The organism is Streptomyces sp. NPDC033221 (assembly GCF_055577005.1).
In genome coordinates this window covers 16,291-42,294 of the sequence record NZ_JBVIQN010000002.1, presented here as the reverse complement: position 1 = coordinate 42,294, position 26,004 = coordinate 16,291, and the positions used below count along the sequence as shown (strand labels likewise).

Here is a 26,004-nt window from a genome sequence, read left to right as displayed (position 1 = left end):
TTCATCCCGTGAGGGGCCGCGCACCCGCCGGTGGCCGCGCGCGGCCGTGCTGTGCCGACGCCGGTCACGCTAATGGTGATGCACGTCACCCAGGGATGGGGAGGAAAGCGAATTCCCCGGAAATGCCGGGGACTTGACGCGATGCGTTCACTCGTACGAGCGCATCGCGCGCCGACGGCCGGAGCCCGCGCGGCACACCCGGGCGGGAAGGGCCGGGACTCAGACCTCGTCCAGGCCGCGTTCTATCGCATACCGGACCAGTTCGACGCGGTTGTGCAGCTGGAGCTTGCCCAGGGTGTTCTGCACGTGGTTCTGGACCGTGCGGTGCGAGATGACCAGCCGCTCGGCGATCTGCTTGTACGACAGACCCTTGGCGACCAGACGCAGCACCTCGGTCTCCCGGTCGGTCAGCTGCGGCGCGCCCGGCTCGTCCTCGGCGGCCGGGGCGGGCTCGGTCGCCAGCCGGCGGTACTCCCCCAGCACCAGCCCGGCCAGGCCCGGCGTGAACACCGGGTCACCGGCCGCCGTACAGCGCACCGCGTCCAACAGCTCCGCCGTGCTGGCCGACTTGAGCAGATAGCCCGTCGCGCCGGACTTGACCGCCTCCAGCACATCGGCGTGCTCGCCGCTGGCGGAGAGCACCAGCACCCGCAGGGCGGGGTTGGCGCCGACCAGCTCCCGGCAGACCTCCACGCCGGGCAGGCCCGGCAGGTTCAGGTCCAGCACCAGGACGTCGGGCGCCGCGGCCTGCGCGCGGCGCACCGCCTGCGGCCCGTCCCCGGCCGTCGCCACCACCTCGAAACCGGCCTCGGCCAGGTCGCGGGCGACCGCGTCCCGCCACATCGGGTGGTCGTCGACCACCATCACCTTCACGCCCTGCGGCTCACTCACGCCGTGCTCCTCCCCCGTTTCCGGCCCTCGGGCGCGCCGCCCTTGGGGACTTTCAGCTCCACTTCCGTGCCCTGGCCGGGGACCGAGATCCAGTCGGCGCTGCCGCCCAGGTCCCGCAGCCGGCCGCGGATCGACAGGGCCACCCCCAGCCGGCCCTCGCGCTCGGCGTCCGCGAGGCGCCCGTCGGGGATGCCGGGACCGTCGTCCCGCACCGTCACGACCACCTCGTCCGGCTCGTCCTCCACCAGGATCCACGCCTGCGCCCCGGCACCCGCGTGCACCCTGACATTGTCCAACGCGGCACTGACAGCGGCCGCCAGCTCCGCGGCGGCGGCCGCCGGGAGCACGACGGGCGCCCCCGGCTCGGAGAACGTGACGCGCGCCCCGGCGTGCGGCGCCAGCAGGGCCCGTACGTCGCAGGGCCCGGCGTCGGGGCCCTCCTCGGCGCACGGCACCGGCGCGGCCAGCGCCTCCTCCGGGGTGCGGACCAGGTCGTCCACGGCTCCGGATACGGCCGTGCGGGGCGGCGGCACCAGCCCGCTGGAGACCAGCGTGCGCAGCGCGATCTCCTGCTCGCCCGCCATCCGGCCCAGCTCGGCCGCCTCGCCGCCGATCGCGGCGCCGCGCCGCTGCACCATCGCCAGGACCTGGAGCACGCTGTCGTGGATGTCGCGGGCCAGCCGCTCCCGCTCGCGGGTGGCGGCCTCGATCTGGAGGGCGCGGGCGAGGGTGCGCTCACTGGCGCGGGCCACCTCGACCACGTAGCCGATGGCGACGCTGGCCACCCACACCAGCACCACGTTGTGGATGGTGTCGCGGGCGAGCTCCTGGCGCTCGACCAGGTTGACGACGGCGACCAGCGCGGAGGCCACCGCGGCCCAGCGCCAGCCGCCCTTGATCGCGAAGCCGAGCACCGCGCCCGCCGTCCAGATGGAGGGCAGGGTCGCCGCGCCGTCCATGATCCGCTCGTGGCTGTCCGCCACGAGGGTGAGCAGGATGCCGCCGAGCGCGAAGGACAGGTCGCCGATGAGGAAGGCCCGGGTGCAGCGCTCCGCCGAGGTCGTACGCCGCCAGGTGAAGCCCATCCACACGGTCAGCGCCGTCATGTACGCGGCGGCGACGAGGGGGTGCTCGTACTGGTCGTACGAAAACGCGAACAGGACCAGGACGTAGACCAGGGTCATGACGCGGTAGCCGGTCAGCGCCCGCCACAGCGGGAGCTCCACGGACATCCGGACCACGCGCTGCGGCCGCCCCCGGCCCTTGCCCGCCGCCGCGCCGGCCACGGGCCGTATCTCTGCCTCTGCCATCTCGCCCCCACCCTGTGCCGGGGCGCGTCTACGCCTCGGTGCCGGTCTTGCCCTGCTGCTCCGTGGCCGCCGCGGCCTGCGCCTTGGCGGCCTTGGCCGCCTTCTCCGCCTCGGCCTTCTTCTTGGCCGCGTCCGCGATCTGCCGCTTGGCGGCGGTCGCGTAGATGTCCACGTACTCCTGGCCCGACAGCTTCATGATCTCGTACATGACCTCGTCGGTCACCGAGCGCAGGATGAAGCGGTCGCCCTCCATGCCGTGGTACCGGCTGAAGTCCAGCGGCTTGCCGATGCGGATGCCGGGCCGGATCATCTTCGGCATCACCTTGCCCGGCGGCTGCACCTTCTCCGTGTCGATCATCGCGACGGGGATGACCGGGGCGCCGGTGGCCAGCGCCACCCGGGCCAGGCCGCCGGGCTTGCCGCGGTAGAGCCGGCCGTCCGGCGAGCGGGTGCCCTCCGGGTAGATGCCGAACAGCTCACCGCGCTCCAGCACCTCGATGCCGCTCTTGATCGCCGCCTCGCCCGCGCCGCGCGCGCCCGAGCGGTCCACGGGCAGCTGGCCGACCCCCTTGAAGAAGGCGGCGGTCAGCTTGCCCTTCACGCCCGGCGAGGTGAAGTACTCGGCCTTGGCGATGAAGGTGACCTTGCGGTCGAGCACCGCGGGCAGGAAGAAGGAGTCCGAGAAGGACAGATGGTTGCTCGCCAGGATCGCGGGTCCCGTTGCGGGGATGTTCTCCAGGCCCTCCACCCAGGGACGGAAAGCCAGCTTCAGCGATCCGCCGATGGAAAACTTCATTGCGCCGTAGATCAACCCACTGCCTCCTGTGTGTGACGCAAAGACCTTAACCTGCCCCGGCGCCCCCCTCTCCTCGGCGGGTTCCGAGGGGACCGCCGGACCTATCCGCCCGGCGCCGCTCCGCGTAGGCTTCCAGTAACCCGCGCAACCCGTTGCCGCCCGGCCCCTCACCGATCGGAGTCCCCCGGTGCCGCTGCTTCCCGGAGCCGAGCCGTTCCGCCGCGACGGCGGCCGGACCGGCGTCCTCGTCTGCCACGGTTTCACCGGCTCCCCCCAGTCCGTACGCCCCTGGGCCGGGTATCTGGCCGACCGCGGCCTGACGGTCTCGCTCCCGCTGCTGCCCGGACACGGCACCCGCTGGCAGGACCTGCAGCTCACGACCTGGCAGGACTGGTACGCCGAGGTCGACCGCGAGCTGCGGTCGCTGTCCGAACGGTGCGAGCGGGTCTTCGTGTGCGGCCTGTCGATGGGCGGCGCGCTGGCGCTGCGGCTGGCCGAGCGGCACGGCGCCGCCATCAGCGGCCTGGTGCTGGTCAACCCGGGCAACAAGGTGCACGACGCCGCCGCCCCGCTGCTGCCGGTGCTGCGGCACGTGGTCCGTACGACCAAGGGCCTGGCCGACGACATCGCCAAGCCCGGGTCCCACGAGCTGGGCTACGACCGGGTGCCGCTGCACGCCGCGCACTCACTGCGCCGCTTCTTCCAGCTCGTCGACGCCGAACTGCCCAAGGTCACCCAGCCGTTGCTGGTGCTGACCAGCCCGCAGGACCACGTCGTGCCGCCGGCCGACTCCGAGCGCGTGCTGAGCCGGGTGTCCTCCAAGGACGTACGGCAGACGCTGCTGGAGCGCAGCTATCACGTCGCCACGCTCGACCACGACGCCGAGCGGATCTTCGAGGAAACCTACGACTTCATCGCCCGACTGGCGCCGAGCGTGCGCGCGGGTGTGGAGAGTGAGGAGAGGGCTTCCGGTGGAGGAGCGTAGCCCCCGCGATCCCCGCGATCCGCTGGACGAGGAAGCCGCCTGGGCCGAGATCGTGGCCGGGTACGGCAAGGCACCCGACTTCCCGGACGAGGACGGGCCTGTCTCCAGTACGGGCATGAAGACGGCCGGCGGCGACGGTACGGGTCCCGCCCGTACGGACGCGGGCTCGTCCCGTACGGACGCGGGCGGGGCCGGCGGGCAGCGGGCCGACGGCAAGCCCCCGGAGAAGACCGGCCAGGGACGGCCGGACCGCACGGACGGCACGGATCGTACGGACCGCACGGACCGCACGGACCCCACTGACCGCACCGACCGCACCGACCGCACCGACCGCACCGACCGGGACGACGGCGGCCTGACCGTCGAGGAGCGGCCGCGCAGCGAGCCCTCCCCCGGCTCCCCGGACCGGCCCGGCGGGAACGGCGTGGGCAGCTTCGTGGTCTTCGCGCCCGGCGTCGGCCCGCGCGACTGGTCGGCGGCCGAGGCGTCCGACGACGACCTCGACGGGTCGGACGAGGGGCACTTCGTGCCGCCCGAGCCGCCTCCGCTGCCCAGTGCCGACGTGACCGCCAAGTTCGCCTGGCTCGCGGTCCTCGGCGGGCCGCTGCTGCTGGTGCTGATGGTGCTGTTGCAGCAGCCCGTCACCTGGTGGATCACGCTGCTGGGCATCGGCGGTTTCCTGGGCGGCTTCGCCACGCTCGTGGCCCGGATGAAGCACGACGACGAGGACGACGAGGAACTGCCGGGCGGCGGCGCGGTCGTATGACCGCACCGGCCGCCGCCCGCGGCCGGGCCGCCGTCCCCCGCACGCCCGGGGATTCACCCTCCCGCGCCAGGTGTCCTGACCGGCGTTGACGCTGCGAACGGGAAGGATCACGCCGAGTATCCGGCCGTGTTCCCGGGAGGACCCCCGTGCGCCATCCGCTCTCGTCGCCATGTTCACGTCCACGTCGTCGTACCCGGGTGGCCGCGGCCGCCGCGACCGTCGCCGCGGTGACCGGCCTGCTGGCCACCTCCCCCGCAGCGGCCGGCTCGCCGCAGCAGCGGCAGGCCGCCCCGGGCCCGGGCGCGGTGGTCTCCCTCGGCGACTCCTACATCTCCGGCGAGGCCGGGCGCTGGGCCGGCAACACCAACGCCAATCCGGCCAACTTCCCCCGCGTCGACGCGCTCGGCCCGACCGCGTACTTCGACAACGCGAACCGCACCGCCGAGCGGATCGCCAAGTGCCACCGCTCGCGCTCCGCCGAGATCCACCTCGGGCTGCCCGGCACCGCGAGCGAAAACCTGGCCTGCTCCGGCGCCCGTACCGACTCCTTCCGCTCCTCGAAGGGCGTCGCCAAGCCGGGCCTGGACTTCTCGGACGCGGCGGGCGTGCCGGGGCAGGCCAAGCAGCTGGAGGAGTACGCCCGCGACCACCCGGTGCGGATGGTCGCCGTCTCGGTCGGCGGCAACGACTTCGGCTTCGGCGACGTGATCACGTCCTGTGTCCTGGCGTACCTGAGCCCGCTGCCGAAGTCGTGCAGCCAGGACGCGGCCAACCGCGCCAGATTCACCGACCAGGCGGTGGAGCGGCGGGCGGACGACATCGCGGGCGGGCTGCGCAACGTCAAGCAGGCGATGCTGCGGGCCGGTCACGACACCGACGAGTACGACGTGGTCGTGCAGAACTACCCGGCCCCCATCCCGCACGGCCGCGACTTCCGCTACCCGGCGGCGCTGGGCGCGCGCCAGACGATGGGCGGCTGCGCGTTCAACGACCGGGACGCCGACTGGGCAGTGGACAGTGTGCTGCCGACCGTCGGCCGGGCCGTGGAGCGGGGCATCGACAAGAGCGGCCTGGACAACGTCCGCTTCCTCGACATCACACACGCCTTCGACGGGCACCGCCTGTGCGAGCGCGGCGTCGGGCTGGTCGAGCCGGTGCGCGGCACGGTGAGCAGGTGGACGGACCCGGGGGCGACCGACAAGACCGAGTGGATCAGCTGGGTGCGCACGGTCACCGCGGTGCTGCCGCCGTTCCAGGTGCAGGAGGCGCTGCACCCGAACCACTGGGGTCAGCTGGCCCTGCGGAACTGCCTGCGGCAGGCGTACACCTCGGTGAACAGCGACAAGGCCCCCAAGAGCCGGCTCACCTGCACCGGCGGCGGTACCGGCCGCAACGGGCGCGGCGAACCGAACATGAAGCTGTCCTGAGCGCCGCCGGGCCCTGGCCGGTTCTCAAAGCCCGGCCTACGCGGCTTCTCAGGGCGCGACCTACGTGGCAGCCGGCACCCGGAGGGCCGCCAGCACCGGCAGGTGGTCGGTGGCGGCGAGCAGATCGCCGTGGCTCAGGCCCGGCAGGTCGCGCGGTACGCCGCAGCCCAGCACCTCGACGCCGCCGGTCGTGAAGACGGCGTCGATGCGCTGGTGCGGGTCGTGGGGCGTGGAGGTGAACTCCCCGCCCCACGGCGCCGCCGTCCAGGCGTCGGTGAGCGAGTCCGCCAGCCGCCGGAAGGCGCGCCCGTCCGGCCGGTCGTTCAGGTCACCTGCCGCGACGGCGTACGGAGTGTCCAGCGCGCGCAGCCGCTCCAGCAGCAGGCCCGCCTGGCCGTATCGTTCGTCGGCCTGCAGGCTGAGGTGACAGCTGAGCAGGCCGATCCGGGCGCCCCCGATCCGTACCACCGCGGTCGCGAAACCGCGCTGGTGCAGGCCGGGGGTGCGGGGCAGCAGGATGTCCTCGGTGCGCTCCACGTGGGCGCGCAGCGAGGAGAGGATCATCGGGCCGGCGGCGGTGGCACCGCCCGTCACATGCACCAGGTCCGTGGCCCGGCACAGCTTGGCCACGCTCTTGCGCCAGCGGAAGAACCGCGGCGCCTCCTGCACGAACACGATGTCCGGGGCGCAGGCCCGGATCACCCGGGCCAGCGCCGCGCGGTCGTCGCGCAGGGAGCGGACGTTGTAGCTGAGCACACGGAGCACGGCCGAGCCGCTCCGCTTCGCTCCGCCTCCGCTCGATGCGAAGTCTTCGGAAGCGGAGCCCGGCTCGGTTCGGGAGGCGGGCAGCGCGGCCGGCACCGCGGGTCAGCCCTGGCGGGCCAGGTCGGCGGCGCCGACCAGTCCGGCCTTGCCGCCGAGCTGGGCGGCGAGCACCTGGGCGTGCGGCCGCCACTGGTTGCCCACCAGCCAGCGGCGGAAGGACTTGCGGATCGGGTCGAGGACCAGTTCGCCCTCGTCCGAGACGCCGCCGCCGACGATGAAGGCGGACGGGTCGAACAGCGAGGCCAGGTCGGCCAGGCCCGCGCCGGCCCAGCGGGCCAGTTCGCGGAAGGAGTCGATGGCGACCGGGTCGCCCTGGCGGGCGGCCTCGCTGATGTGCCGGCCCTCGATGCCCTCGGAGCTGCCGTCGCCCATGGAGAGCAGCACCTCGGCGTTCTCGGGGGTGGCGAAGGCGCGCTGGCGGGCGTAGCGCAGCAGGGCGCGGCCGGAGGCGTACTGCTCCCAGCAGCCCTGGCTGCCGCAGCCGCACAGCAGGCCGTCCGGTACGACGCGGATGTGGCCGAACTCGGCGGCGACGCCGAACCGGCCGCGGCGCAGCTTGTTGCCGATGATGATGCCGCCGCCCAGGCCGGTGCCCAGGGTGATGCAGATGACGTCGCTGTGGCCCTGGCCGGCGCCGAAGCGGTACTCGCCCCAGGCCGCCGCGTTGGCGTCGTTCTCGACGACGACGGGCAGGCCGACGCGCTGTTCGACGCGGTCCTTCAGCGGCTCGTGGCGCCAGTCGATGTTGGGCGCGAACAGGACGGTGGCCCGCTTCTCGTCCACATAGCCGGCGGCGCCGATGCCGACGGCCTCGACCTGGTGGCCGGCGCCGACGGCGCGGACCGCGTCGGCGATGGCCTCCGTCAGCGCGTCGGTGGCCTGCGGGGTCGGCACCTTGCACGTTTCGAGGATCGTGCCCTCTTCGTCGACCACGCCGGCCGCGATCTTCGTGCCGCCGATGTCGACGCCGATGGTGAGTCCCATGTGTCCCTCAGTTATTGGTCGTACCCCGCCGCGTACAACCGTACCGGAGTGGGGGGCGGCGCCCGTGCCCTCCGGCTGTAAGGGGCGGGTCAGTCGAGGTCGATCCGCTCGGTGCCGGCCGGTCCTTCGTCGTCCCGGCGGGAGCCCTGGTCATCACGCTTGTCGCGGTGGTCCCGGATGTCGGTGGTGTCGCGGCCGGTGTCCGGACCGGCGGCCTCCCGCGCGTCGGCCGGCGCGGACTCGCCGGCGGCCTCGCGGGTCCAGCGGCGCTCGCTGTTCTCGACGGCCGAGCGGTAGGCGGCCATCAGCTCGGACCCGGCGGCGGCGAGGTGGTCGAAGACCTCCGGATTGCGCTCGACGACCGGCTCGACGACGGCCTTGGCCTGCCGGAAGAGCTGCTGTACGGCGCCCTGCGCGGCCATTCCGGCGAGCGCGCCCGGCAGCTGGATGCCGGCCAGCTTGTCGGTGACGGCCTCCGCGAGGCGGCGCAGTTCCTCGGCGGCGCTGCCCGGCGGCGGGCCGTACTGCGCGCGGCGGCGGGCCTTCTCGGCCGCCAGGTCCTCGGCGCAGGCCGTTTCCCAGGCATCGGCGTCGAACCGGTCCGTACGGTCGGCGGGGCGCTCGGTGGCATCGCTCATGGCGGACTCACTCCTGCGGCGGCGAGGCGGATCTGGACCCGCCGCGTGTGCGGCGGTTCGAAGACGGTGCTGCTTCTTCCGACGTTACCCGAACGGCGGTGTGCCGTTCAGTGACCGCGGGGCCAGAGATCGGGATCGGGGGTGAAGCGGATGTGCAGCGCGCCGTCCCGCAGCCCGGCGCCGGAGACCGAACAGCGGCGCAGCGCGGAGGGCAGGGTGCGTATCCGCCGGTAGCGGCCGGCCGTGACGACGACCTCGTCACCGCGCCGCAGCAGCCCGAGCCCGTCGCGTTCGGCGCCCGGCAACGGCACCCGCCACACCAGGATGCCGTCCGAGGCGAGCCGGTCCTCGACGGTCCAGGTGTCGTCGGCGTCCCCGGGGGCGGCCGGTTCCCCGACCGTGCCGCGGATCAGCGCGTCCAGCTCTTCCGTGCCCTCGGGGTCGCGGCCCAGGTGCGGCACCTCGATGACCGGTGCCTCGGGGAACTCCTCGCGCAGTGCCTTGAGCGCGCTCTGCTGCTGTCCGGAGAGCGCGGCCAGGAACGGGTCGGCCGACTCGGTGGGCAGCAGCCGGTTGGCGACGACGGCGTCGGTGCGGTGCCCGTACAGGGCCAGGCCCGAGCGCACCTCCCGCAGGTCCGCGACGGCGGCCGGGCCCGCGTCGGTGACGATCCGTACGGTCGTGCCGGGGTCGTCGATGATCCGCTGTACGGCGGCGAGTTCGTGCTCCCAGCGCTCCGCGGCCTCGTACAGCTTCTGCGTGGGCATCTGCACGCCCGCCAGCTGTGCCAGCACCGGCCGCAGCGCACGGGCGGCCTGCCGCTCGGGCGGCAGCAGGCGGCGAAGGTAGCGGCGGGCCTGTTCGGGCAGGGCGAGCAGGGCGACGGTGTCGGCGGCGGGCGGCATGTCGACGACGACCGTGTCCGGGCCGTCGGGCCCGGCCGTCTCGTGGGCCGCGCGCAGCTCGTGGAGCAGGGCGAACGCCTCCGCGCCCGGCAGTTCGGTCAGTTCGTCCTCGTCCAGGGGTGCGGCGCCCAAGAGGTCGAGGGCGGCTCCCGCGCGCTCCTGGAAGGCGAGCGCTTCGCGGCGGAAGTGGTCGCCGGCGTCGACGCACCGGGCGTGCAGGCCGGGTGCGACGGGCACCGGGCCGTCGCCGGGGCGGCCGAGGCGGGTGCCCAGCGTGCGTTCCGCCGCGCCGCCGCGGGCGGTGAGCAGCAGGACGCGCCCACCGCGCCGGGCACCGGCCAGCGCGGTGGCGGCGGCGAGCGTGGTGCGGCCGGCGCCGCCGGGACCGGTGACGAGGACGGTGCGCATGGTCAGAGGCTCTTGGCCTCGCCGGCGGGGGCCGCGGGGCCGCTCTCGACGCGCTTCTTCAGCCCGTCCAGCGCGCGGTCGATGATGACCTTCTCCGCCTTGCGCTTGATCATGCCGAGCATCGGGATCTTGACGTCGACGGTCAGCTGATACGTCACTTCGGTGTGCGCGCCGCCGGCCAGCGGCACCAGCCGGTAGGAGCCGTCGAGGGTGCGCAGCATCTGGGACTTCACCAGCGACCAGCTGACCACGTGCTCGCTGGTCCAGGTGTAGGCGAGGGTGTGGTCGTCCTTGATCGCACCGGCGTCCAGCAGCAGGCGGACCTGCTCGGCACGGCCCTGGTCGTCCTTGCTGAGGATCTCGGCTTCCTTGACCTCGCCGGTCCAGTCCGGATAGCGGTCAAAGTCGGCGATCACTCCCATCACCTCGGCGGGTGCCGCCTCGATCGTGATGCTAGAGCTGGTGTGTTCGGCCATCGCCGTGACTCCTCCATGCCGATTCGTGCCGGTCCGCCAGACGCGTATCCCTGCTGCTGAAGGCTACCGCGCGGCGAAAGAGCCCCGGACCGGCTCCCCGGCCGATCCGGTCGGCCCCGGTATCGGGCCCGGGACCGGCCCGGAAGTCCGTCACCACTCCAGGACGTACGGCGTTCCCGTCGCGTTGAAGTGCCCCACGTTGACGCACTCGGTGGCGCCCACGCGTACCCGCCGGGCCAGCGGCTGATGCACGTGCCCGAAGAGCGCGTAGCGGGGGCGGGTGCGGCGGATCGCGTCCAGGAGGGCGGCGCTGCCGCGTTCGAAGCGGCGGGCGACGACGTCGTAGCAGAGCTCCGGGACGTCCGGCGGGATGTGGGTGCACAGCACGTCCACCTCGCCGACGGCCTCGACCTTGGCGGCGTACTCCTCGTCGCTGATCTCGTACGGGGTCCGCATGGGCGTCGTCAGTCCGCCGCCGACGAACCCGAAGACCCGGCCGCCGATCTCCACCCGCTCGCCGTCCAGGACGGTGGTGCCGGGCTTGGCGTACTCCGGCCAGAGGCGGGGGATGTCCACGTTGCCGTAGGTGGCGTACGTCGGCTCCGGGAAGGCGGCGAACAGTTCGGCGTACTGCCGGCGGACGGCCTCCTCGATCACGGCCGGCCGGTCGCCGCCGGCCCGCTCGATGTCGCCCCACAGCCGCCGGCCCAGCGCGCGGGCCTCCTCGAAGCGGCGGGCGGTGCGCAGCTCGACCAGCCGGTGGGCGTTCTCGACGCCGAAGAGGTCGGGGAAGATGCCGCGCGAGTGATCGGCGTAGTCCAGGAAGAGGACCAGGTCGCCCAGGCAGACCAGGGCGTCGGCCCCGTCGCCCGCCGTGGCGAGGTCCCGTCCGTTGCCGTGTACGTCGCTGACCACATGCACTCGCATGACGGTCACCCTAGATCCCTTGGCCCACGGCCGGGAGGCGGGTCGGGCGTACCGCCGGGAGAGGGGCCCCACCTGCGGTTACTTCCCGGTCACCGAAAGCCTGGTCTACTCTGCGCGGAGCAGTCCCCAGGCGTGTCCAGGCGCGTGTCACACCGCTGTGACGCATCGAACATCTGGGCGTACCCCCCTATCCCAAAAGCAATACCGGTGGGTAACGTCCGGGCAGTCCACCCCCCCCTGCCTGATCATGGACCGCAGCCGGCCGGCACACAGCGTCGTGAGGCCGGCGCCGATGAGGAGCAGCAGTCTTGCGCGAGTTCAGCCTTCCGGCCCTGTACGAGGTCCCAGCGGACGGCAACCTGACGGATCTGATCCGCCGCAATGCCGCGCAGCACCCTGATGTCGCCGTCATGGGCCGCAAGGTAGGCGGCCGGTGGCAGGACGTGACGGCCACCGTCTTCCTCGCCGAGGTACGGGCCGCCGCCAAGGGCCTGATGGCCGCCGGCATCCGGCCCGGCGACCGGATCGGCCTGATGTCGCGCACCCGCTACGAGTGGACGCTGCTGGACTTCGCCATCTGGAGCGCCGGCGCGGTCACCGTCCCCGTCTACGAGACCAGCTCCGCCGAGCAGGTGCAGTGGATCCTCGGCGACTCCGGCGCGGTGGCCTGCCTGGTGGAGAGCCCCGCGATGGAGGCCGCCGTCGAGTCCGTACGGGACCGGCTGCCCGCGCTGGAGAACATCTGGCAGATCGAGCGGGACGCGATCGCCCGGCTGCGCGCGGCCGGCGCGGGCGTCACCGACGCGGAGGTGGACGAGCGCAGCGCCATCGCCGACGCCGACTCCCCCGCCACCATCGTGTACACCTCCGGCACCACCGGCCGGCCCAAGGGCTGTGTGCTCACCCACCGCAGCTTCTTCGCCGAGTGCGGCAACGTCGTCGAGCGCCTCAAGCCGCTCTTCCGCACCGGCCACTCCTCGGTGCTGCTCTTCCTCCCGGTGGCGCACGTCTTCGGACGGCTGGTGCAGGTGGCCTCGGTCATGGCCCCCATCAAGCTCGGCCACGCCCCGGACATCAAGAACCTCACCGACGACCTCGCGTCCTTCCGCCCCACGCTGATCCTCGGTGTCCCCCGGGTCTTCGAGAAGGTCTACAACTCGGCGCGGGCCAAGGCGCAGGCCGAGGGCAAGGGCAAGATCTTCGACCGGGCCGCCGACACCGCCATCGCCTACAGCCGCGCGCTGGACACCCAGGCCGGGCCCGCCCTCGGCCTGCGGCTCAAGCACAAGCTCTTCGACAAGCTGGTCTTCGGCAAGCTGCGCGCCGTGCTCGGCGGCCGGGCCACCCACGCCATCTCCGGCGGCGCGCCGCTGGGCGAGCGCCTGGGGCACTTCTACCGGGGCATCGGCTTCACGGCCCTGGAGGGTTACGGCCTGACGGAGTCCTGCGCGGCCACCGCGTTCAACCCGTGGGACCGGCAGAAGATCGGTACGGTCGGCCAGCCGCTGCCCGGCTCGGTGGTGCGCATCGCGGACGACGGCGAGGTGCTGCTGCACGGCGAGCACCTGTTCACCGAGTACTGGAACAACGAGCCGGCGACCAAGGAAGCGCTCTCCGACGGCTGGTTCCACACCGGTGACATCGGCACCCTCGACGAGGACGGCTACCTCGCGATCACCGGCCGCAAGAAGGAGATCCTGGTGACGGCGGGCGGAAAAAACGTCGCTCCGGCCGTCATCGAGGACCGGATCCGGGCGCACGCGCTGATCGCCGAGTGCATGGTCGTCGGCGACGGCCGGCCCTTCGTCGGCGCGCTGGTCACCCTCGACGAGGAGTTCCTGCCGCGCTGGGCGGCGGAGAACGGCCGCCCGGCCGGGCAGAGCGTCACCGAGCTGAGCAAGGACCCGGAGCTGCTGGCCGCGGTGCAGCGGGCGGTGGACGACGGCAACGCGGCCGTCTCCAAGGCCGAGTCGGTGCGCAAGTTCCGCATCCTGCCGACGCAGTTCACCGAGGAGTCCGGCCATGTCACGCCGTCGCTGAAGCTCAAGCGCAACGTGGTGGCGAAGGACTTCGCCGAGGAGATCGAGGCGATCTACCGCCCGTAAGAGTCCGTGTCACGACGCCGGGCGGGCCGGATTCCTTCCGGCCCGCCCGGCGTTCGCGCACCGCTGTGCGGCAGGCTCTCCTACAGGAGTTCCTTGAGCCGTTCCGCCAGCAGGTCCCAGCGCCACTTCTCCTCCACCCAGGCGCGGCCGCGCTCGCCCATGCGGCGGCGGGCGGCGGGGTCCTTGAGCAGCGCGACGATGCGTTCGGCGGCGACCGTCGGGGAGCCGCCCGGGACGACGTGGCCCGTCTCGCCGTCCAGCACGGCGTCCGGCGCGCCGCCCGAGTCGCCCGCGACGACCGGCAGTCCGGTGGCGGACGCCTCCAGGTAGACGATGCCCAGGCCCTCGACGTCCAGCCCGCCGCGCCGGGTGCGGCACGGCATCGCGAAGACGTCACCCGCGCCGTAGTGGGCGGGCAGTTCCTCCCACGGCACGGACCCGGTGAAGCGCACCGCGTGCGCGACGCCCTTCTCGTCGGCGAGCGCGTGCAGCTGCTTCTCGTACGGGCCGCCGCCGACGATCAGCAGTACCGCGTCCGGCACGTCGGCCAGGATGCGCGGCATCGCCTCGATCAGGGTGTCCTGGCCCTTGCGCGGCACCAGCCGGGAGACGCAGACGACGACCGGCCGCCCGGCGAGCCCGAGGCGGGCCCGTACCTCGTCGCCGCCGGAGCCGGGGTGGAAGGTCTTCTCGTCCACGCCGGGCGGCAGTTGCGTCATCCGCCCGGCGGCGGCCGGCGTCAGTGCGGCGGCGATCCGCGAGCGGGTGTACTCACCGAGATAGGTGATCGTGTCGGTGCCCTCGCCGATCCGCCGCAGCAGTTGACGGGAGGCGGGCAGCTGGGCCCAGCCCGCCTCGTGGCCGTGCGTGGTGGCCACGATCCGGCGGGCGCCCGCGCGGCGCAGCGCCGGCGCCATCAGGCCGAGCGGCGCCGCGGCCCCGAACCACACCGAGGAGCAGCCGTGCCGGCGCAGCAGGCCGGCGGCCGTCCGGGTCACCCGGGGGGTCGGCAGCAGCATCGTCGCAGGGTCCCGTACGACCGGGAAGGGCTGCTCGGCGTCGAAGCGGGCGGTGGCCGCGACGCCTTCTCTGCCGCGCTTCCAGGTGGAGGCGTAGACCACGACCCGGTCCGGGTCCAGGCGCAGGGCCATGCTGTGCAGAAAGGCCTGGATGCCGCCGGGGCGGGGCGGGAAGTCGTTCGTGACGATCAGCGTCTTGTCCATTGCCCTGGCACAGTACCGGGTCGCCGGACACGCGCGGCGGGGGCCGCCCCGGCGCGGGCGCGACTCGTCTACGGTCGTGACACGGCCTCGTCCGCGTGTACGGGTCCGGACGGCCGCGGACGACGGGACGAGGTGGCGATGAGCAGGCCCAGCAGCCGGCCCCCGGGGGACGCGGTGCGCACCCTGGCACTGCCGGTGGCGGCGTGGGCCGCGACCCGGGCGGTGCTCCTGCTGTGCGTGTTCAAGGTGCTGGTGCTGCCCGGCCCGGACGTGACCAGTGACATCTCGGGGATCTACCACGGCTGGTCCGAGGTCCTGAAGTCCGGCGCCTTCCCGCAGGACGACGTGACATGGCAGTACCCGCCGGCCGCCGCGCTCGCCGTCCTCTCCCCCGGGCTGCTGCCCTTCCTGGACTACGCCTCGGCGTTCTTCCTGCTGGCCTGCGCCGCCGACGCGGTCACCTTCGCGCTGCTCCTGTACGCGGGCCGGCGGCCGGGCAAACGTCCCGCCGGTGTCTGGGTCTGGACCGCGGGGGTCGCCCTGCTCGGCCCGACCGCGTACGCCCGGTACGACCTGATGGTCACGGCGGTGGCCGTCGCCGCGCTCTTCGCCGCCGCCCGGCACCCGCGCGTCTCCGGCGGCCTGATCGCGTTCGGTGCGCTCCTGAAGGTGTGGCCGGTGCTGCTGCTGGCCGGAGCTCCGCTGCGCGGCCGCCGCGCGCGGGAGTTGTGGGGCGCGGCGGCGGCCGGCGCGCTGGCGGTCACGGCGCTCTTCGCCATCTGGGCGCCCGGCGGGCTGGCCTTCCTCACCTTCCAGCGCGACCGCGGTACGGAAGTGGAGTCGCTCGGCGGGCTCGTCTTCCATCTGGCCCGGCAGTTCGGCTGGGACGGCCAGGTGCTGCTGAACTACGGTTCCGTGGAGTTCGTCGGCCCGTACGTGCCCCTGGTCAGCTCGCTGGCGCTGGTCCTGACCGTGGCGGCCTTCGGCTGGCTGCTGCTGTGGCGGCTGCGGGCCCGGAGGTTCACGTCCGCCACGCTCGCCGACGCCGCCTTCACCGCCGTCCTGCTCTCCGTCACCACCAGCCGGGTCATCAGCCCGCAGTACATGCTCTGGCTGGTCGGCACGGCTGCCGTGAGCATGACCCTGCGGGCGAGCCGGATGGGCCGGCCGGCCGTCCTGGTCCTGCTGGCGACCGGCGCGACGCTCCTGGAGTTCCCCGTCTGGTTCGCGGACGTGGTGGCCAGTGAGGGGCGCGGTGTCGTGCTGCTGGCCGTACGCAACGGCCTGCTGGTGGCCGCCTCGCTGACCGCCTGCCGCCGGCTGTGGCGCTCGACGGTCACCGGGCCGCGGCGGGCCTCCGCAGTTGCTCGGCCACGTACGACCGCCACCGCCGGGTGAAGTCCGCCGGGCTCATCCCCAGCTGGTCCCGCATCGCCCGGCCCGCGCTCTCCTCGCCGCCCCGGCCCGCCGCCCGGTAGAACGCGCCGAGCTTCTTCTCGCCCCAGTTGTCGGCGATCATGCGGCAGGCCAGCCAGCCGCCCTCGTACGCGCTCGCCAGCTGCCGCGCGCTGCGGCTGAAGCCGAAGTCGCCGTCGGCCGGGAGGCGGGCCGGCGGGGTGCCCTTGGCGATGGCGTGGGCGAGCTCGGGGGCGGTGGCCGCGGCCGGGCGGCCACCGCCGCGGTAGGCGGCCCAGTCGGCGAAGCCCTCGGAGAGCCAGAGCGGGGTGGCGGACGTGGTAGCCGTGCGCGTCGCGACATGGGTGGCCTCGTGCGTCAGCACGATCTGGCGGCCGGCGGCGGACAGTTCGCCGTACGCCTCCGGGTTGACGACGACCCGGTCGGCGGGTGCCGACGGCGCCGCACCCGACGCGCCGGTCGTGACGGCCGCTATGCCCCGGTACCCGGCGGGGTCGGTGGCGTTCAGCAGCTCCGCCATCCGGTCCAGCGACTGCGGCGCCTCGACGACCACCCGGCCGGCCCACTTGCCGGTCCACGCCTTGCCGACGGCTGGCACGGCGTCGTCCGTGCGCTCCGCCAGTTCGCGCAGCGCCGCGGTGCCGCGGCCGACCCCGAGGACCAGGCTGTGGCGTCCCTTGACGACCTGGACCGGCCCCTGGTCCCACAGCTGGCGCGCGCTGCGCCGCCCGTTCCCGGCGCCGTCCGAGTCGGAGCTGATCCGCCACCGGCCGCCGCGGTCGGTGAGCGTCAGGTACTGGACGGAGGTGACCGGCGCGGTGTCGTACCCGGTGAGCCGGTAGCGCAGCCGCACCTCCGCGGCCACCCGGCGCCCGGCCGCCCCGGCCACCGCAGGCAGCCCGAACGCGTCGGTCCGCACCAGCTCGTACGACCAGGCGGCCAGCGGCACCTGCGCGAGGTTGGCGAACACCTTCCGCTGCTGGGCGCGGTATCCGGCGGCGAGCGGGTCGACCGTGGCGAGGAAGGCACCGGCGTCCCGGTCGCGTACGGCGGCGGCGCGCTGGTCCAGCATCCGCCGGAGCTCCGGCGGGGCGTCCTGCGCGCCGGCCGGATCGTCGCAGCCGGTGAGGAGCGGCAGCAGCGCCAGCGGCAGGGCCGCGCAGAGCGCCGTCCTGATTCCCCGGGTCATCCGATACCGCGCCTGTCGACCTGCCACGTGGCTGATCGTATGCACCGTCCTTCGGTACGGACAGCGGTCAGGGTCGGGTTACGGACGAGATCGGCATCATGCCGACGGGGTCCGAGCGCACCCTCGCACCCGGATACGGCGCGTGCACCACCTGTCCGTTGCCCACATACATACCGACATGACTGGCGTCGTCCCGGTAGATGACGAGGTCCCCCGGCCTGGCCTGGCTGACCTGAACATGCTGCCCCGCGCCGCGCTGGGCTTGCGAGGTGCGCGGGATGGAGACTCCGGCGCGCGCGTAGGCCCACTGCATCAGCCCGGAGCAGTCGAAGGAAGCGGGTCCCGACTGTCCCCAGGAGTACGGGGAGCCGATCGCCGCGCGCACCGCCTGGACGGCGGTCCCGGCGCGGCCGGAGGACGGGGACGCCCCGGACAGGTCGGGCAGCGACCGTCCGACTCCGCGGTTCGCCCGGTCGTAGGCCGCCCGGTCGGCGCCGGTCAGCGAGTTCAGCAGGCGCCGCGCCGAGGCCAGTTTGTTCTCGACGTCCTTCTTGTGGCGAGCGACGTCCTGCCGGCTCGCCTCCAGGTCCGTCAGCTTCCCGGTCGCCTCCCGGCGCTGCTGTTCCAGGCCGCGCTGGGCGCCCTGGAGTTCGCGCAGTTCCCCGGCCTGGCTGCCGTGGACGCGGTCCAGGGCGGCGGCCTTGTCGAGGTAGTCCGCCGGGTCCTCGGACAGGATCAGCTTCAGGGCCGGGTCCAGGCCGCCGGAGCGGTACTGGGCGGAGGCGACGGCACCGAGCCGGCCGCGCAGCCGGTTGACCTGCCCCTGACCGCGGGCCACCCGGTCCTGGAGGGCGGCCACTTCGGTCCGCAGTTTGCGCGCCCGTTCGTTCGCGCCGTTGAATTCCTCGGTGGCCTTCTCGGCCTGCTCGTAGAGGGCGTCGACGCGCGAGGTGACCTCGGCGGGCGCCGGGCCCGGCGCGGCGCCGGCCGCTCCCGCGGACAGGGCCGCGGCGGCGGTGACCGCGGCGGCGGACAGGACGGTGGCCCTGGTCGCACCGGCCAGGCCGGACTGTGAGACACGGCGGTGGGACGCCACGTGAGGCCGCACTCCCTTCCGTGCAGCCCCTGCCGCCCGGGGCGGGCGGACGCAGACCGGCGGCTGCGAGGGCAGACAGTAACGGCGCCGGTGCCCCGCGGCCAAAGACCCGCAACGGCCGCCGCCGGTAGGGAAAAAGCCGCCCCGCCGGTGACTGTGCAGGTCACCGGCGGGGCGGGAAGTCAGCGGCGGACACCGCAATTCGCCCGATCGGGCGGCATGACCCGGCCGGGTCCCGTCAGCACGGGAACCGGCCGCCGTACGTCAGACGCGGACGCCGAACTGGAAGGGCATGTTGTTGATCGACTCGTAGCGCACGGACGCGCCCGGCTTCGGCGCGTGCAGCACCTGGCCGTTGCCCGCGTACAGGCCGATGTGGTGCAGGTCGCCGTAGAAGAGCACCAGGTCGCCCGGCTTGAGCGCGCTCTGCGAGCCGATCCGGGTACCGGCGTTGGCCTGCGCCTGCGAGGTGCGCGGCAGGCCCTGGCCGGCCTGCTGGTACGCCCAGGAGGTCAGGCCCGAGCAGTCGAACGAGGAGGGGCCGGTGGCGCCCCACACGTAGGGCGAGCCGATCTTGGAGGCGGCGGCGGACAGGGCCGCGGCGCCGCGCTGCGAGGCGGGGACGTCGTTGCCGAGGTCGGGGCGCTCGTTGCCGCGGCTGGAGCGGTTCTTCTTGTCCTCCTCCTGCTGCAGCGCCTGCTTCTCCTGGGCGGTCAGCGTGTTGAGGAGTTCCTGGGCCTTGGCGAGCTTGCCCTTGATCTCGTCCTTCTTGTCACCCAGTGCCTGGCGGGTGGCCGAGAGGTCCTTGATCTTGCCGGCGGCCTCCGAGCGCTCCTGCGCGAGCTGGCGCTGCTTGTCCGCGATGGTCTTGAGCTGCTCGGCCTGCTTGCCGCTCAACTGGTCGAGGGTGGCGGCCTTGTCGAGGTAGGTGTCCGGGTCACCGGAGAGGAAGAGCTGCACGGACGGGTCGATGCTGCCGCTGCGGTACTGGCCGGAGGCGACGGCGCCGAGGCCCTTGCGGAGCTGGTTCAGCTCGCCCTGGCCGCGGGCGACCTTGTCCTGGAGGGAGTCGACCTCCTTCTGGAGCTTCTCCTGGTCCTCCTTGGCCCCGTTGTACTTCTCGGTGGCCTGCTCCGCCTGCTCGTAGAGCTTGTCGACCTCGGACTTGACGTCTTCCTTCTTCGGCTTCGGGTCGGCGTGGGCGGCCTGGGACGAGAGGGCGACGGCAGCCGCGGCGGTCGCGGTGAGGACGGTCACGCGCGTGCGGCTCGGCTGCTTGGGACGACGGTGGGACGCCACGGAGGCGAGCTCCTTCTTCCTTCAGCCGCCTACCGGGCGTGGGGGGTACGGGACCCCGGCTCCGCGCGTGAACACCGCGGATTCGGCGGTTCCTTCACTGTTCATCCCGGGTGGATGATCAACTGCATGAAGGGTTGAGGCCTGACCTTAGTAACCGAGTTGTGATCGCTTCAAATCCTCAACGGAAAAAACTGCTGGATGCTCCTCATCCTTTACCAACATCACACAGGCAGTAATGGTCACTTGACACTCAGACACGGACGGCAGGCATGACCCACCTCGTTGATGGGTACACCTTTACCCCCGGCCCGCGCGTCACACCGGCCGCGGATCCCCCCACGGCCGCACGAGAAGGATAAGTCCCGCAGATCCCACCGGGATGTGCGTTCCGGACAAGTCGTACGGACAGAACGTACGACTCAGGTACGGGCAAGTCGCTTGAGCAGCAGGGCCGATGCGACCGGCCGCGCCCCCGCCTTGGCCACACCATCGGCCACCTCGCGGTCCGTGGAGACCACCACCACCGGACGGCCGGGCGGCTCGGCCCGCACGAGCTGGCGGATCAGCTCATCGGCCGTCACACCCGGCTTGCTGAACAAGACACGGACTCCGCGCGGCGGCGCGAGCAGCACCGGCGCGGCCAGCTCCGCACCGTCGAAGACACACGTCATCTCCGCGCCGGTCTGGGCGGCCAGCACCGCGAGGCCGCCCAGCAGCCGCAGCCGCTGCTTGTCCAACGGCATCGTCGGATAACCGGTCTTGGTGACGTTGTACCCGTCCACCACCAGATGGGCCTGCGGCAGCGCCAGCAGCTGGTCCAGCAGAGCGGGATCGGTCTCCGACAGCGCGCGCGTGGCGATGTCCTTGGGCGTCATCTTGCCCGGAGCCACCGCGTCGACGGTGTCCGCCGGGTGGGTGTCGGCGGGCGGCAGCGCCAGCTCCCGGCGCAGCCCCTGAGCGGCGTCCAGGACGGTGTCCAGCAGCAGCCGCAGCCGCATGTCCTCGACGCTGCGGCCCTCGCGCGTGGCCCGGCGGCTGGCCTCCAGCGACGCCTCGGCCTCCGCGATACGGGCCTTGAGGCGGCGCGCCTCACTGTCGGCGGCGGTCTTCTCCTGCGCCGCCGCGGCCCGTACGGACTCCGTCTCGGCCGCGGCCTTGCGCACCGCCGCCTCGCCCCGCTTGACGTCACTGAGCGCGCTCCGCAGCTTGCGCTGCAACGACTCGTTCTCCTTGCGCAGCGCGTCCAGGTCGCCGCGGGTGCGGTCGGCCTCGGCGCGGGCCTGCGCGCGCGCCTGCGTCAGCTCCTCGCGCAGCGCGGCCAGCTCGCGTTCGGCCTCCTCGCCGGCCTGTTCCGCGCGGGCGCGCTGCGCCTCCTCGCCGGCTGCGGCGACCAGCTTGACCCAGCCTTCGGGGCGCAGCACATAGGCCGCCGCCGCGACATCGAGCGGGTCGGCGGCGGCGGGCGGGGTGCCGCTGTCCAGCGCCTCGGCCAGTTCCGGCTGTGCCTCGCGCAGCCGGCCGGCGATCCGCTGGCGGAAGACCGCGTCGTTCTCCAGCGCCGCGGCCATCGCGTTGCCCGCGAACTTGGCCCGGCGGCTGGGGGTGAACCGCGCGTACTGTCGCAGTGGCGGCGGAAGTTCGGCGACCGTCAGGCCGCCGAAGGACTCCGCGGTGAGCGCCACGACGCGGCGCCGCACGCCCTCGGGCAGCGGACGGTCGAGCACCTCGTCCGCCTCGGCCGTACCGGCCTCGGCATCGTGCCCCGCCCCCGCAGGCCCTTCTGGACGCTCCACCACTGCTGCATCGCTCCGATCTCAGGCGCTCGACTCAGGCGCCGGCGTCCGGCCGGTCGACCAGCTCGATCTGGTCGACCGCGTTGCACCAGCGGCAGCGCACGGACTCGATGCTCTCACTAAGCACCTCGCGTTCCTCCACCTTCGGCTCCCCGGCGAGGTCGAGGTGGAGGTACTCCACGGCCTCGGAGCGGCGGGTCACGTCGAAGCGCGTCAGGTTGCCGCACAGGGTGCAGCGCCACCGGGTCCCGTCCGTCGGCAGGGGAACAGCCATGGTGTGGTCCTCTTTCGTCACGCTCGGGCGAGCGGGGCTCGTGCGGTCGTTCGGGGGCTTCCCGCGGTGCGCCGTCGGACTGCGGAAGTACGCGGGTACTGCCCGTTACCCTACGGCCTGACGCCCTTACGGCGCGGCCCCGCCCGGGAGGCGGGACGCGGCGAGGCACTCTGTCCTGATTGCCCGCATTACGCCATGATCACTTCATGACGGCCCCGCCCCTGTTCCCCCGGTCGCCCCGCGCCCGCTCGGTGCTGACCGTGTTCTCCCGCATGACGAACGTCCTGATCGCCCTGTGCTGCGTGGTCTTCGTCGTCGGGCCCGCCTCCGGCCTCAACGGCATATACGGCACCGGCGACGCCGTCGTCCAGGCACAGACCGCGTACTTCGAACGCTGGGGCGTCATCCCGCGCGACCTGTGGAGCGGCTCGCCGCGCGCTCTGCTCACCCCGCTGACCGCCCTGTTCGCGCACGGCAGCTGGCTGCACCTGCTGGGCAACGTCCTCTTCCTGTACGTCTTCGGGGGCATGGCCGAGATCCGTATGGGACGCCTGCCCTTCGCCCTCTTCTACCTCGTGACCGGCTACCTGGCGCTGCTGGGCTACGCGGCCGCGCACGCCTCCTCGGGACAGACCCTGGTCGGCGCCTCCGGGGCGATCTCCGGAGTGCTGGGCGCGTTCCTGTACCTCTTCCCCAAGGCTCGCGTCACCAGCATCTACCCGTTCCTCTTCTTCCTGCCGCTGCGCTTCCCGGCGTGGATCGTGCTGCTGTTCTGGTTCGTCCTCCAGTGGATCGCCGCGCAGCGCGCCCCCGCCACCCCGGGCGTGGCCTACCTCGCCCACGTCATCGGCTTCGCGGTGGGCTTCCTGTACGCCTGGGTGCGATACCGGCCGAGCCCCTGTCCGCCCGAGGTCGCCGCCGCGTCCCCCGGTAGTGTGGGGTCAGCCGGAACGGCGAAGCAGCAGGCGGCCGAGGGAGAGAGCCAACCGTGATCACTTCGATCGTGCTCATCAAGACCAGCGTGGACCAGATCCCGGAGATCGCGGAGAAGATCGCCGCGCTGGAGGGCGTGAGCGAGGTCTACTCGGTCACCGGTGCGCACGACCTGATCGCCATGGTGCGGGTGGCCAACCACGACGACCTGGCCGACGTCATCCCCGGCCGGATCAGCAAGGTCCCGGGCGTCGCCTCCACCGAGACGCACATCGCGTTCCGCACGTACTCCCAGCACGACCTGGAGGCGGCCTTCGCGATCGGCCTGGACGCCTGACCCGGACCGCCACCGCACACGAAACCCGCGCCGCGGCGCCCGGACAGCGGAGCGCCGCGACGCGGGCGGACCAGCAGGGCTACGCCGCGGTGTCCGGCACGCAGCGCCCGTCCTCGGTGCGGTAGCTCCACCGCGCGCCCTGCGTCACCAGTTCCTTGACGGCCCGGACGAAGCGGTCCACGTGCTCGTCGGGCGTACCGGCCCCGAAGCTCACCCGGATGGCGTTCAGGCTCTGCTCACCCGGTGCCCCTTCGGGCGCCCCGCACTCCCCCGGGGCCTGGGACTCGGCGCCGAGCAGGGTCCGTACGAGGGGATGCGCGCAGAACAGCCCGTCGCGCACGCCGATGCCGTACTCCGCGGAGAGCGCCGCCGCGAAGTGCGAGCTGTTCCAGCCCCGGACGACGAAGGACAGCACGCCCACCCGCGGCGCGTCGTCGCCGAACAGCGAGAGCACGGTCACCTCGGGCACCTCGGCGAGGCCCGCCCGCACCCGCTCGACGAGCTGCTGCTCCCGGGCCACCAGGTTCTCGAAGCCCGCCTCGGTGAGTGCCTTGCAGGCGGCGGCGATGGCGTAGACGCCGATGACGTTGGGCGAGCCGGCCTCGTGGCGGGCCGCGGTGGTGTGCCAGTCGACGTCCACCCCGCCGTCGGCGCGGCGCGCGACCGTGCGGCTGGCGCCGCCGCCCGCCAGATACGGCTCCGCGTCCTGGAGCCAGTCTGCGCGCCCGGCCAGCACACCGGCCCCGAAGGGCGCGTACAGCTTGTGGCCGGAGAAGGCGACCCAGTCCACGTCCAGCTCGGCGATGTCGACCGGGTGGTGCGGCGCGAGCTGCGCGGCGTCGAGGACGATCCGCGCGCCGTGCGCGTGTGCCGCGGCGGCCAGCTCCCGTACGGGCCACAGCTCACCGGTCACATTGGAAGCACCCGTCACGCAGACCAGAGCGTTCTTGTACGGCTCGCGCTCCGCCAGCGCCCGCTCCAGCGTGTCCACCGCCTGCTGCGGGGTGCGGGGCGCGTCCAGGTACGTCACCTCGGCGTCCGCGCGCTGTTCCCAGGGCAGCAGCGAGGCGTGGTGCTCGGTCTCGAAGACGAACACCCGGGTGTGTGCGGGCAGCACGGCGGCCAGCAGGTTCAGCGAGTCGGTGGTGGAGCGGGTGAAGACCACCTGGTCGGCCTCCCGGCAGCCGAGGAAGTCAGCCACCGCCGCCCGGCTGTTCTCGAACAGGTCGGTGGACAGCTGCGAGAGGTAGCCCGCCCCGCGGTGCACGCTGCCGTAGTACGGGGCGTACGCGGCCACGTCGTCCCAGACGCGCTGGAGCGCCGGGGCGCTGGCGGCGATGTCCAGCGCGGCGTACTCGACCTCACCGCCCGTGACGAGCGGGACCAGCACGTCCCGGCCCAGCACGGGCAGCGGGGTGCAGACGGCGGCATCGGTGGTGGCGGCAGCGGAAACAGGCATGGCGAACTCCCGTGGAGGCAGGGCGACTTCGCTGCGGGGCGCGCACGCGAAAGCGGGGCCGGCCGACAGCGGTGAAAGGAAAAAGGGGTGCGGAAAACGGGGCCGGACGGCCCTAACGCATTCGCTGCAACACGGGAGATCTCCCTCAAGGACCAGGATCCCTGGCACGAGGGATCCGCGCTTGCCGCAGACCTCGCTGCCTGCGACCTGGTCATCACCCGGGGCACCCCGCCACGGACGGAGGGTTGCCGGACAGCGGGCCGGGGCCGTAGTCGCTGTCACTCGTGACCTGGGCAGAATCATGCCACACGATCGGAAGCACGCAAGGCCCGGTCCGTATGCCGGACCGAGCCTTGCGTCACACCACGGCCGTCTCAGGCGTTGCTGGCCGCCACCCACCGCTCCAGCGCCCGGCGGGCCGCTCCCGAGTCGATGGCTTCGGCGGCCTTGGCGATGCCCGCGGCGATCTGCTCGGTCAGCGGCGCCGCCGTCGGCTCCAGGGCCACCAGGGCCGCCGCCGAGTTGAGCAGCACCGCGTCCCGCACCGGGCCGGGCTCGCCGCCCAGCAGGCGGCGTGCCACGTCCGCGTTGTACGAGGCGTCGGCGCCGCGCAGCGCCTCGACCGGCACCAGGGCGATGCCGACGTCCCGCGGGTCGAAGGTCTCCTCGCGTACGCCGCCGTCCCGTACGACCCAGACCTTCGACGTGGCCGTGGTGGTCAGCTCGTCCAGCCCGTCGTCGCCCCGGAAGACCAGTGCACTGGAGCCGCGTTCGGCGAGCACGCCGGCCAGGATCGGCGCCATCCGCGCGTCGGCGACGCCGGTGGCCTGGGCGCGTACCTTCGCCGGGTTGGTCAGCGGGCCCAGTACGTTGAACGTCGTACGGATGCCCAGTTCGCGCCGGGCGGGGGCCACGTGCCGCAGCGACGGGTGGAACTTGACCGCGAAGCAGAAGGTGATCCCGGCCTCCTCGGCAACCTCGACGACCCGGCGCGGGGTGAGGTCCAGGTTCACGCCCAGCTTCTCCAGCACGTCGGACGCGCCGCTGGCGGACGAGGCGGCGCGGTTGCCGTGCTTGACGACCTTCGCGCCGGTGCCGGCCACCACGATCGAGGACATGGTGGAGATGTTGACGGTCTTGGCGCCGTCGCCGCCGGTGCCGACGATGTCCACGCTCGGGCCCGGCACCTCGATGAGGTTGGCGTGCGCGTACATGGCCCGTACCAGGCCGGAGATCTCCGCGACGGTCTCGCCCTTGGCCCGCAGCGCGACCGCGAACCCGGCGATCTGCGCGTCGGTGGCCTCGCCGCGCATGATCCGGTCCATCGCCCAGGCGGTGTCGTCGGCGCCCAGGTCACGGCCCTGGAGGAGGGCTTCCAGCACACCCGGCCAGGTGCGGGCCGCCACGCTGTCGCCGCCATTCGGGGTCGCAACGTTCATGGTCCACACTCCTGGATTCGTCTCCTGCTGGTGCCGAAACCCTATCCGGCCCCGTGCCATGCCGAAGGGCCCCGTCCAGTGACTGGAAGGGGCCCTCTGGGTG

Annotated in this window: 24 protein-coding genes and 1 riboswitch; of the genes, 7 read left to right on the top strand and 17 right to left on the bottom strand. The window is 73.2% G+C overall.

Annotation, left to right across the window (positions count from 1 at the left end; translation table 11 throughout):
• Positions 1–219 precede the first annotated feature (219 nt).
• The 3 genes from ACZ53K_RS02320 to ACZ53K_RS02310 are packed head-to-tail and all read right to left on the bottom strand — an operon-like array spanning position 220 to position 2,997.
• Positions 220–864 carry a response regulator gene (locus tag ACZ53K_RS02320; RefSeq protein ID WP_468831879.1) on the bottom strand — a complete coding sequence of 215 codons (645 nt, stop codon included), beginning with the start codon at positions 862–864 and terminating at the stop codon, positions 220–222.
• Between the two features lie 23 nt (positions 865–887).
• Positions 888–2,201, bottom strand: a complete 1,314-nt coding sequence (macS, locus tag ACZ53K_RS02315; protein ID WP_468830944.1) for a MacS family sensor histidine kinase — start codon at positions 2,199–2,201, stop codon at positions 888–890.
• Between the two features lie 28 nt (positions 2,202–2,229).
• Positions 2,230–2,997, bottom strand: coding sequence for a lysophospholipid acyltransferase family protein (locus ACZ53K_RS02310; protein ID WP_468830941.1), 768 nt, complete (start codon positions 2,995–2,997; stop codon positions 2,230–2,232).
• Between the two features lie 187 nt (positions 2,998–3,184).
• On the opposite strand from ACZ53K_RS02310, the gene ACZ53K_RS02305 reads away from it, so the two are divergent.
• The 3 genes from ACZ53K_RS02305 to ACZ53K_RS02295 all read left to right on the top strand — a co-directional run bounded on the left by ACZ53K_RS02305 (position 3,185) and on the right by ACZ53K_RS02295 (position 6,175).
• Positions 3,185–3,982: an alpha/beta hydrolase gene (locus tag ACZ53K_RS02305; protein WP_468830938.1), complete on the top strand. Its 798-nt coding sequence runs from the start codon at positions 3,185–3,187 to the stop codon at positions 3,980–3,982.
• Positions 3,969–4,748, top strand: coding sequence for a hypothetical protein (locus ACZ53K_RS02300; RefSeq protein WP_468830935.1), 780 nt, complete (start codon positions 3,969–3,971; stop codon positions 4,746–4,748). The genes ACZ53K_RS02305 and ACZ53K_RS02300 overlap by 14 nt, the downstream gene beginning before the upstream one ends.
• Before the next feature lie 197 nt (positions 4,749–4,945).
• Positions 4,946–6,175, top strand: coding sequence for an SGNH/GDSL hydrolase family protein (locus tag ACZ53K_RS02295; protein WP_468830933.1), 1,230 nt, complete (start codon positions 4,946–4,948; stop codon positions 6,173–6,175).
• A gap of 60 nt (positions 6,176–6,235) precedes the next feature.
• Here ACZ53K_RS02295 and ACZ53K_RS02290 read toward each other — a convergent pair whose 3' ends face one another.
• From ACZ53K_RS02290 to ACZ53K_RS02265, 6 genes are all read right to left on the bottom strand, one after another.
• The gene (locus tag ACZ53K_RS02290) at positions 6,236–7,036 is read right to left on the bottom strand and encodes an endonuclease/exonuclease/phosphatase family protein (protein WP_468830930.1); all 801 of its coding nucleotides are present in this window, start codon (positions 7,034–7,036) and stop codon (positions 6,236–6,238) included.
• A 6-nt stretch (positions 7,037–7,042) separates the two neighbouring features.
• On the bottom strand, positions 7,043–7,984 hold the full coding sequence (locus tag ACZ53K_RS02285; protein ID WP_468830927.1) for an ROK family glucokinase: 942 nt from the start codon (positions 7,982–7,984) through the stop codon (positions 7,043–7,045).
• Between the two features lie 89 nt (positions 7,985–8,073).
• A complete protein-coding gene (locus ACZ53K_RS02280) occupies positions 8,074–8,622 on the bottom strand; it encodes a DUF5304 domain-containing protein (protein ID WP_468830925.1) in 549 nt (182 codons plus the stop codon).
• A 107-nt stretch (positions 8,623–8,729) separates the two neighbouring features.
• Positions 8,730–9,935, bottom strand: coding sequence for an ArsA family ATPase (locus ACZ53K_RS02275; RefSeq protein WP_468830922.1), 1,206 nt, complete (start codon positions 9,933–9,935; stop codon positions 8,730–8,732).
• Between the two features lie 2 nt (positions 9,936–9,937).
• Positions 9,938–10,411, bottom strand: coding sequence for an SRPBCC family protein (locus ACZ53K_RS02270; protein WP_468830919.1), 474 nt, complete (start codon positions 10,409–10,411; stop codon positions 9,938–9,940).
• 150 nt (positions 10,412–10,561) lie between these two features.
• Positions 10,562–11,326, bottom strand: coding sequence for a metallophosphoesterase family protein (locus tag ACZ53K_RS02265; protein ID WP_468831877.1), 765 nt, complete (start codon positions 11,324–11,326; stop codon positions 10,562–10,564).
• A 320-nt stretch (positions 11,327–11,646) separates the two neighbouring features.
• On the opposite strand from ACZ53K_RS02265, the gene ACZ53K_RS02260 reads away from it, so the two are divergent.
• Complete coding sequence (locus ACZ53K_RS02260; RefSeq protein ID WP_468830916.1) at positions 11,647–13,443, top strand: AMP-dependent synthetase/ligase; 1,797 nt, start codon at positions 11,647–11,649, stop codon at positions 13,441–13,443.
• 80 nt (positions 13,444–13,523) lie between these two features.
• Here the strand turns inward: ACZ53K_RS02260 and ACZ53K_RS02255 are convergent, their stop codons facing one another.
• Positions 13,524–14,666, bottom strand: a complete 1,143-nt coding sequence (locus tag ACZ53K_RS02255; protein WP_468830913.1) for a glycosyltransferase family 4 protein — start codon at positions 14,664–14,666, stop codon at positions 13,524–13,526.
• 138 nt (positions 14,667–14,804) lie between these two features.
• On the opposite strand from ACZ53K_RS02255, the gene ACZ53K_RS02250 reads away from it, so the two are divergent.
• On the top strand, positions 14,805–16,064 hold the full coding sequence (locus ACZ53K_RS02250) for a glycosyltransferase 87 family protein (RefSeq protein WP_468830910.1): 1,260 nt from the start codon (positions 14,805–14,807) through the stop codon (positions 16,062–16,064).
• Here ACZ53K_RS02250 and ACZ53K_RS02245 read toward each other — a convergent pair.
• The 5 genes from ACZ53K_RS02245 to ACZ53K_RS02225 all read right to left on the bottom strand — a co-directional run bounded on the left by ACZ53K_RS02245 (position 16,003) and on the right by ACZ53K_RS02225 (position 21,733).
• Positions 16,003–17,298: a hypothetical protein gene (locus tag ACZ53K_RS02245; protein ID WP_468830907.1), complete on the bottom strand. Its 1,296-nt coding sequence runs from the start codon at positions 17,296–17,298 to the stop codon at positions 16,003–16,005. The two genes, ACZ53K_RS02250 and ACZ53K_RS02245, sit on opposite strands and share 62 nt — an antisense overlap.
• Positions 17,299–17,338: 40 nt before the next feature.
• Entirely contained in the window at positions 17,339–18,367 is a 1,029-nt protein-coding gene (locus ACZ53K_RS02240; RefSeq protein ID WP_468830904.1) for a C40 family peptidase, read from the bottom strand.
• A gap of 264 nt (positions 18,368–18,631) precedes the next feature.
• On the bottom strand, positions 18,632–19,666 hold the full coding sequence (locus ACZ53K_RS02235; protein ID WP_468830901.1) for a C40 family peptidase: 1,035 nt from the start codon (positions 19,664–19,666) through the stop codon (positions 18,632–18,634).
• A 419-nt stretch (positions 19,667–20,085) separates the two neighbouring features.
• The gene (locus tag ACZ53K_RS02230; RefSeq protein WP_468830899.1) at positions 20,086–21,459 is read right to left on the bottom strand and encodes an NYN domain-containing protein; all 1,374 of its coding nucleotides are present in this window, start codon (positions 21,457–21,459) and stop codon (positions 20,086–20,088) included.
• A 34-nt stretch (positions 21,460–21,493) separates the two neighbouring features.
• Positions 21,494–21,733, bottom strand: coding sequence for a hypothetical protein (locus tag ACZ53K_RS02225; protein ID WP_468830896.1), 240 nt, complete (start codon positions 21,731–21,733; stop codon positions 21,494–21,496).
• Positions 21,734–22,005: 272 nt separating this feature from the next.
• Between ACZ53K_RS02225 and ACZ53K_RS02220 the strand changes: the two genes are divergently transcribed.
• Positions 22,006–22,725: a rhomboid family intramembrane serine protease gene (locus ACZ53K_RS02220; RefSeq protein ID WP_468831873.1), complete on the top strand. Its 720-nt coding sequence runs from the start codon at positions 22,006–22,008 to the stop codon at positions 22,723–22,725.
• Entirely contained in the window at positions 22,722–23,003 is a 282-nt protein-coding gene (locus ACZ53K_RS02215; RefSeq protein WP_468830893.1) for an Lrp/AsnC family transcriptional regulator, read from the top strand. Before ACZ53K_RS02220 ends, ACZ53K_RS02215 begins: the two co-directional genes overlap by 4 nt.
• A gap of 79 nt (positions 23,004–23,082) precedes the next feature.
• Here the strand turns inward: ACZ53K_RS02215 and ACZ53K_RS02210 are convergent, their stop codons facing one another.
• A complete protein-coding gene (locus ACZ53K_RS02210) occupies positions 23,083–24,462 on the bottom strand; it encodes an aminotransferase class V-fold PLP-dependent enzyme (RefSeq protein ID WP_468830890.1) in 1,380 nt (459 codons plus the stop codon).
• 172 nt (positions 24,463–24,634) lie between these two features.
• Positions 24,635–24,752: riboswitch (SAM riboswitch) on the bottom strand.
• Between the two features lie 84 nt (positions 24,753–24,836).
• Positions 24,837–25,901, bottom strand: a complete 1,065-nt coding sequence (gene trpD, locus ACZ53K_RS02205) for an anthranilate phosphoribosyltransferase (RefSeq protein ID WP_468830887.1) — start codon at positions 25,899–25,901, stop codon at positions 24,837–24,839.
• Positions 25,902–26,004 lie beyond the last annotated feature (103 nt).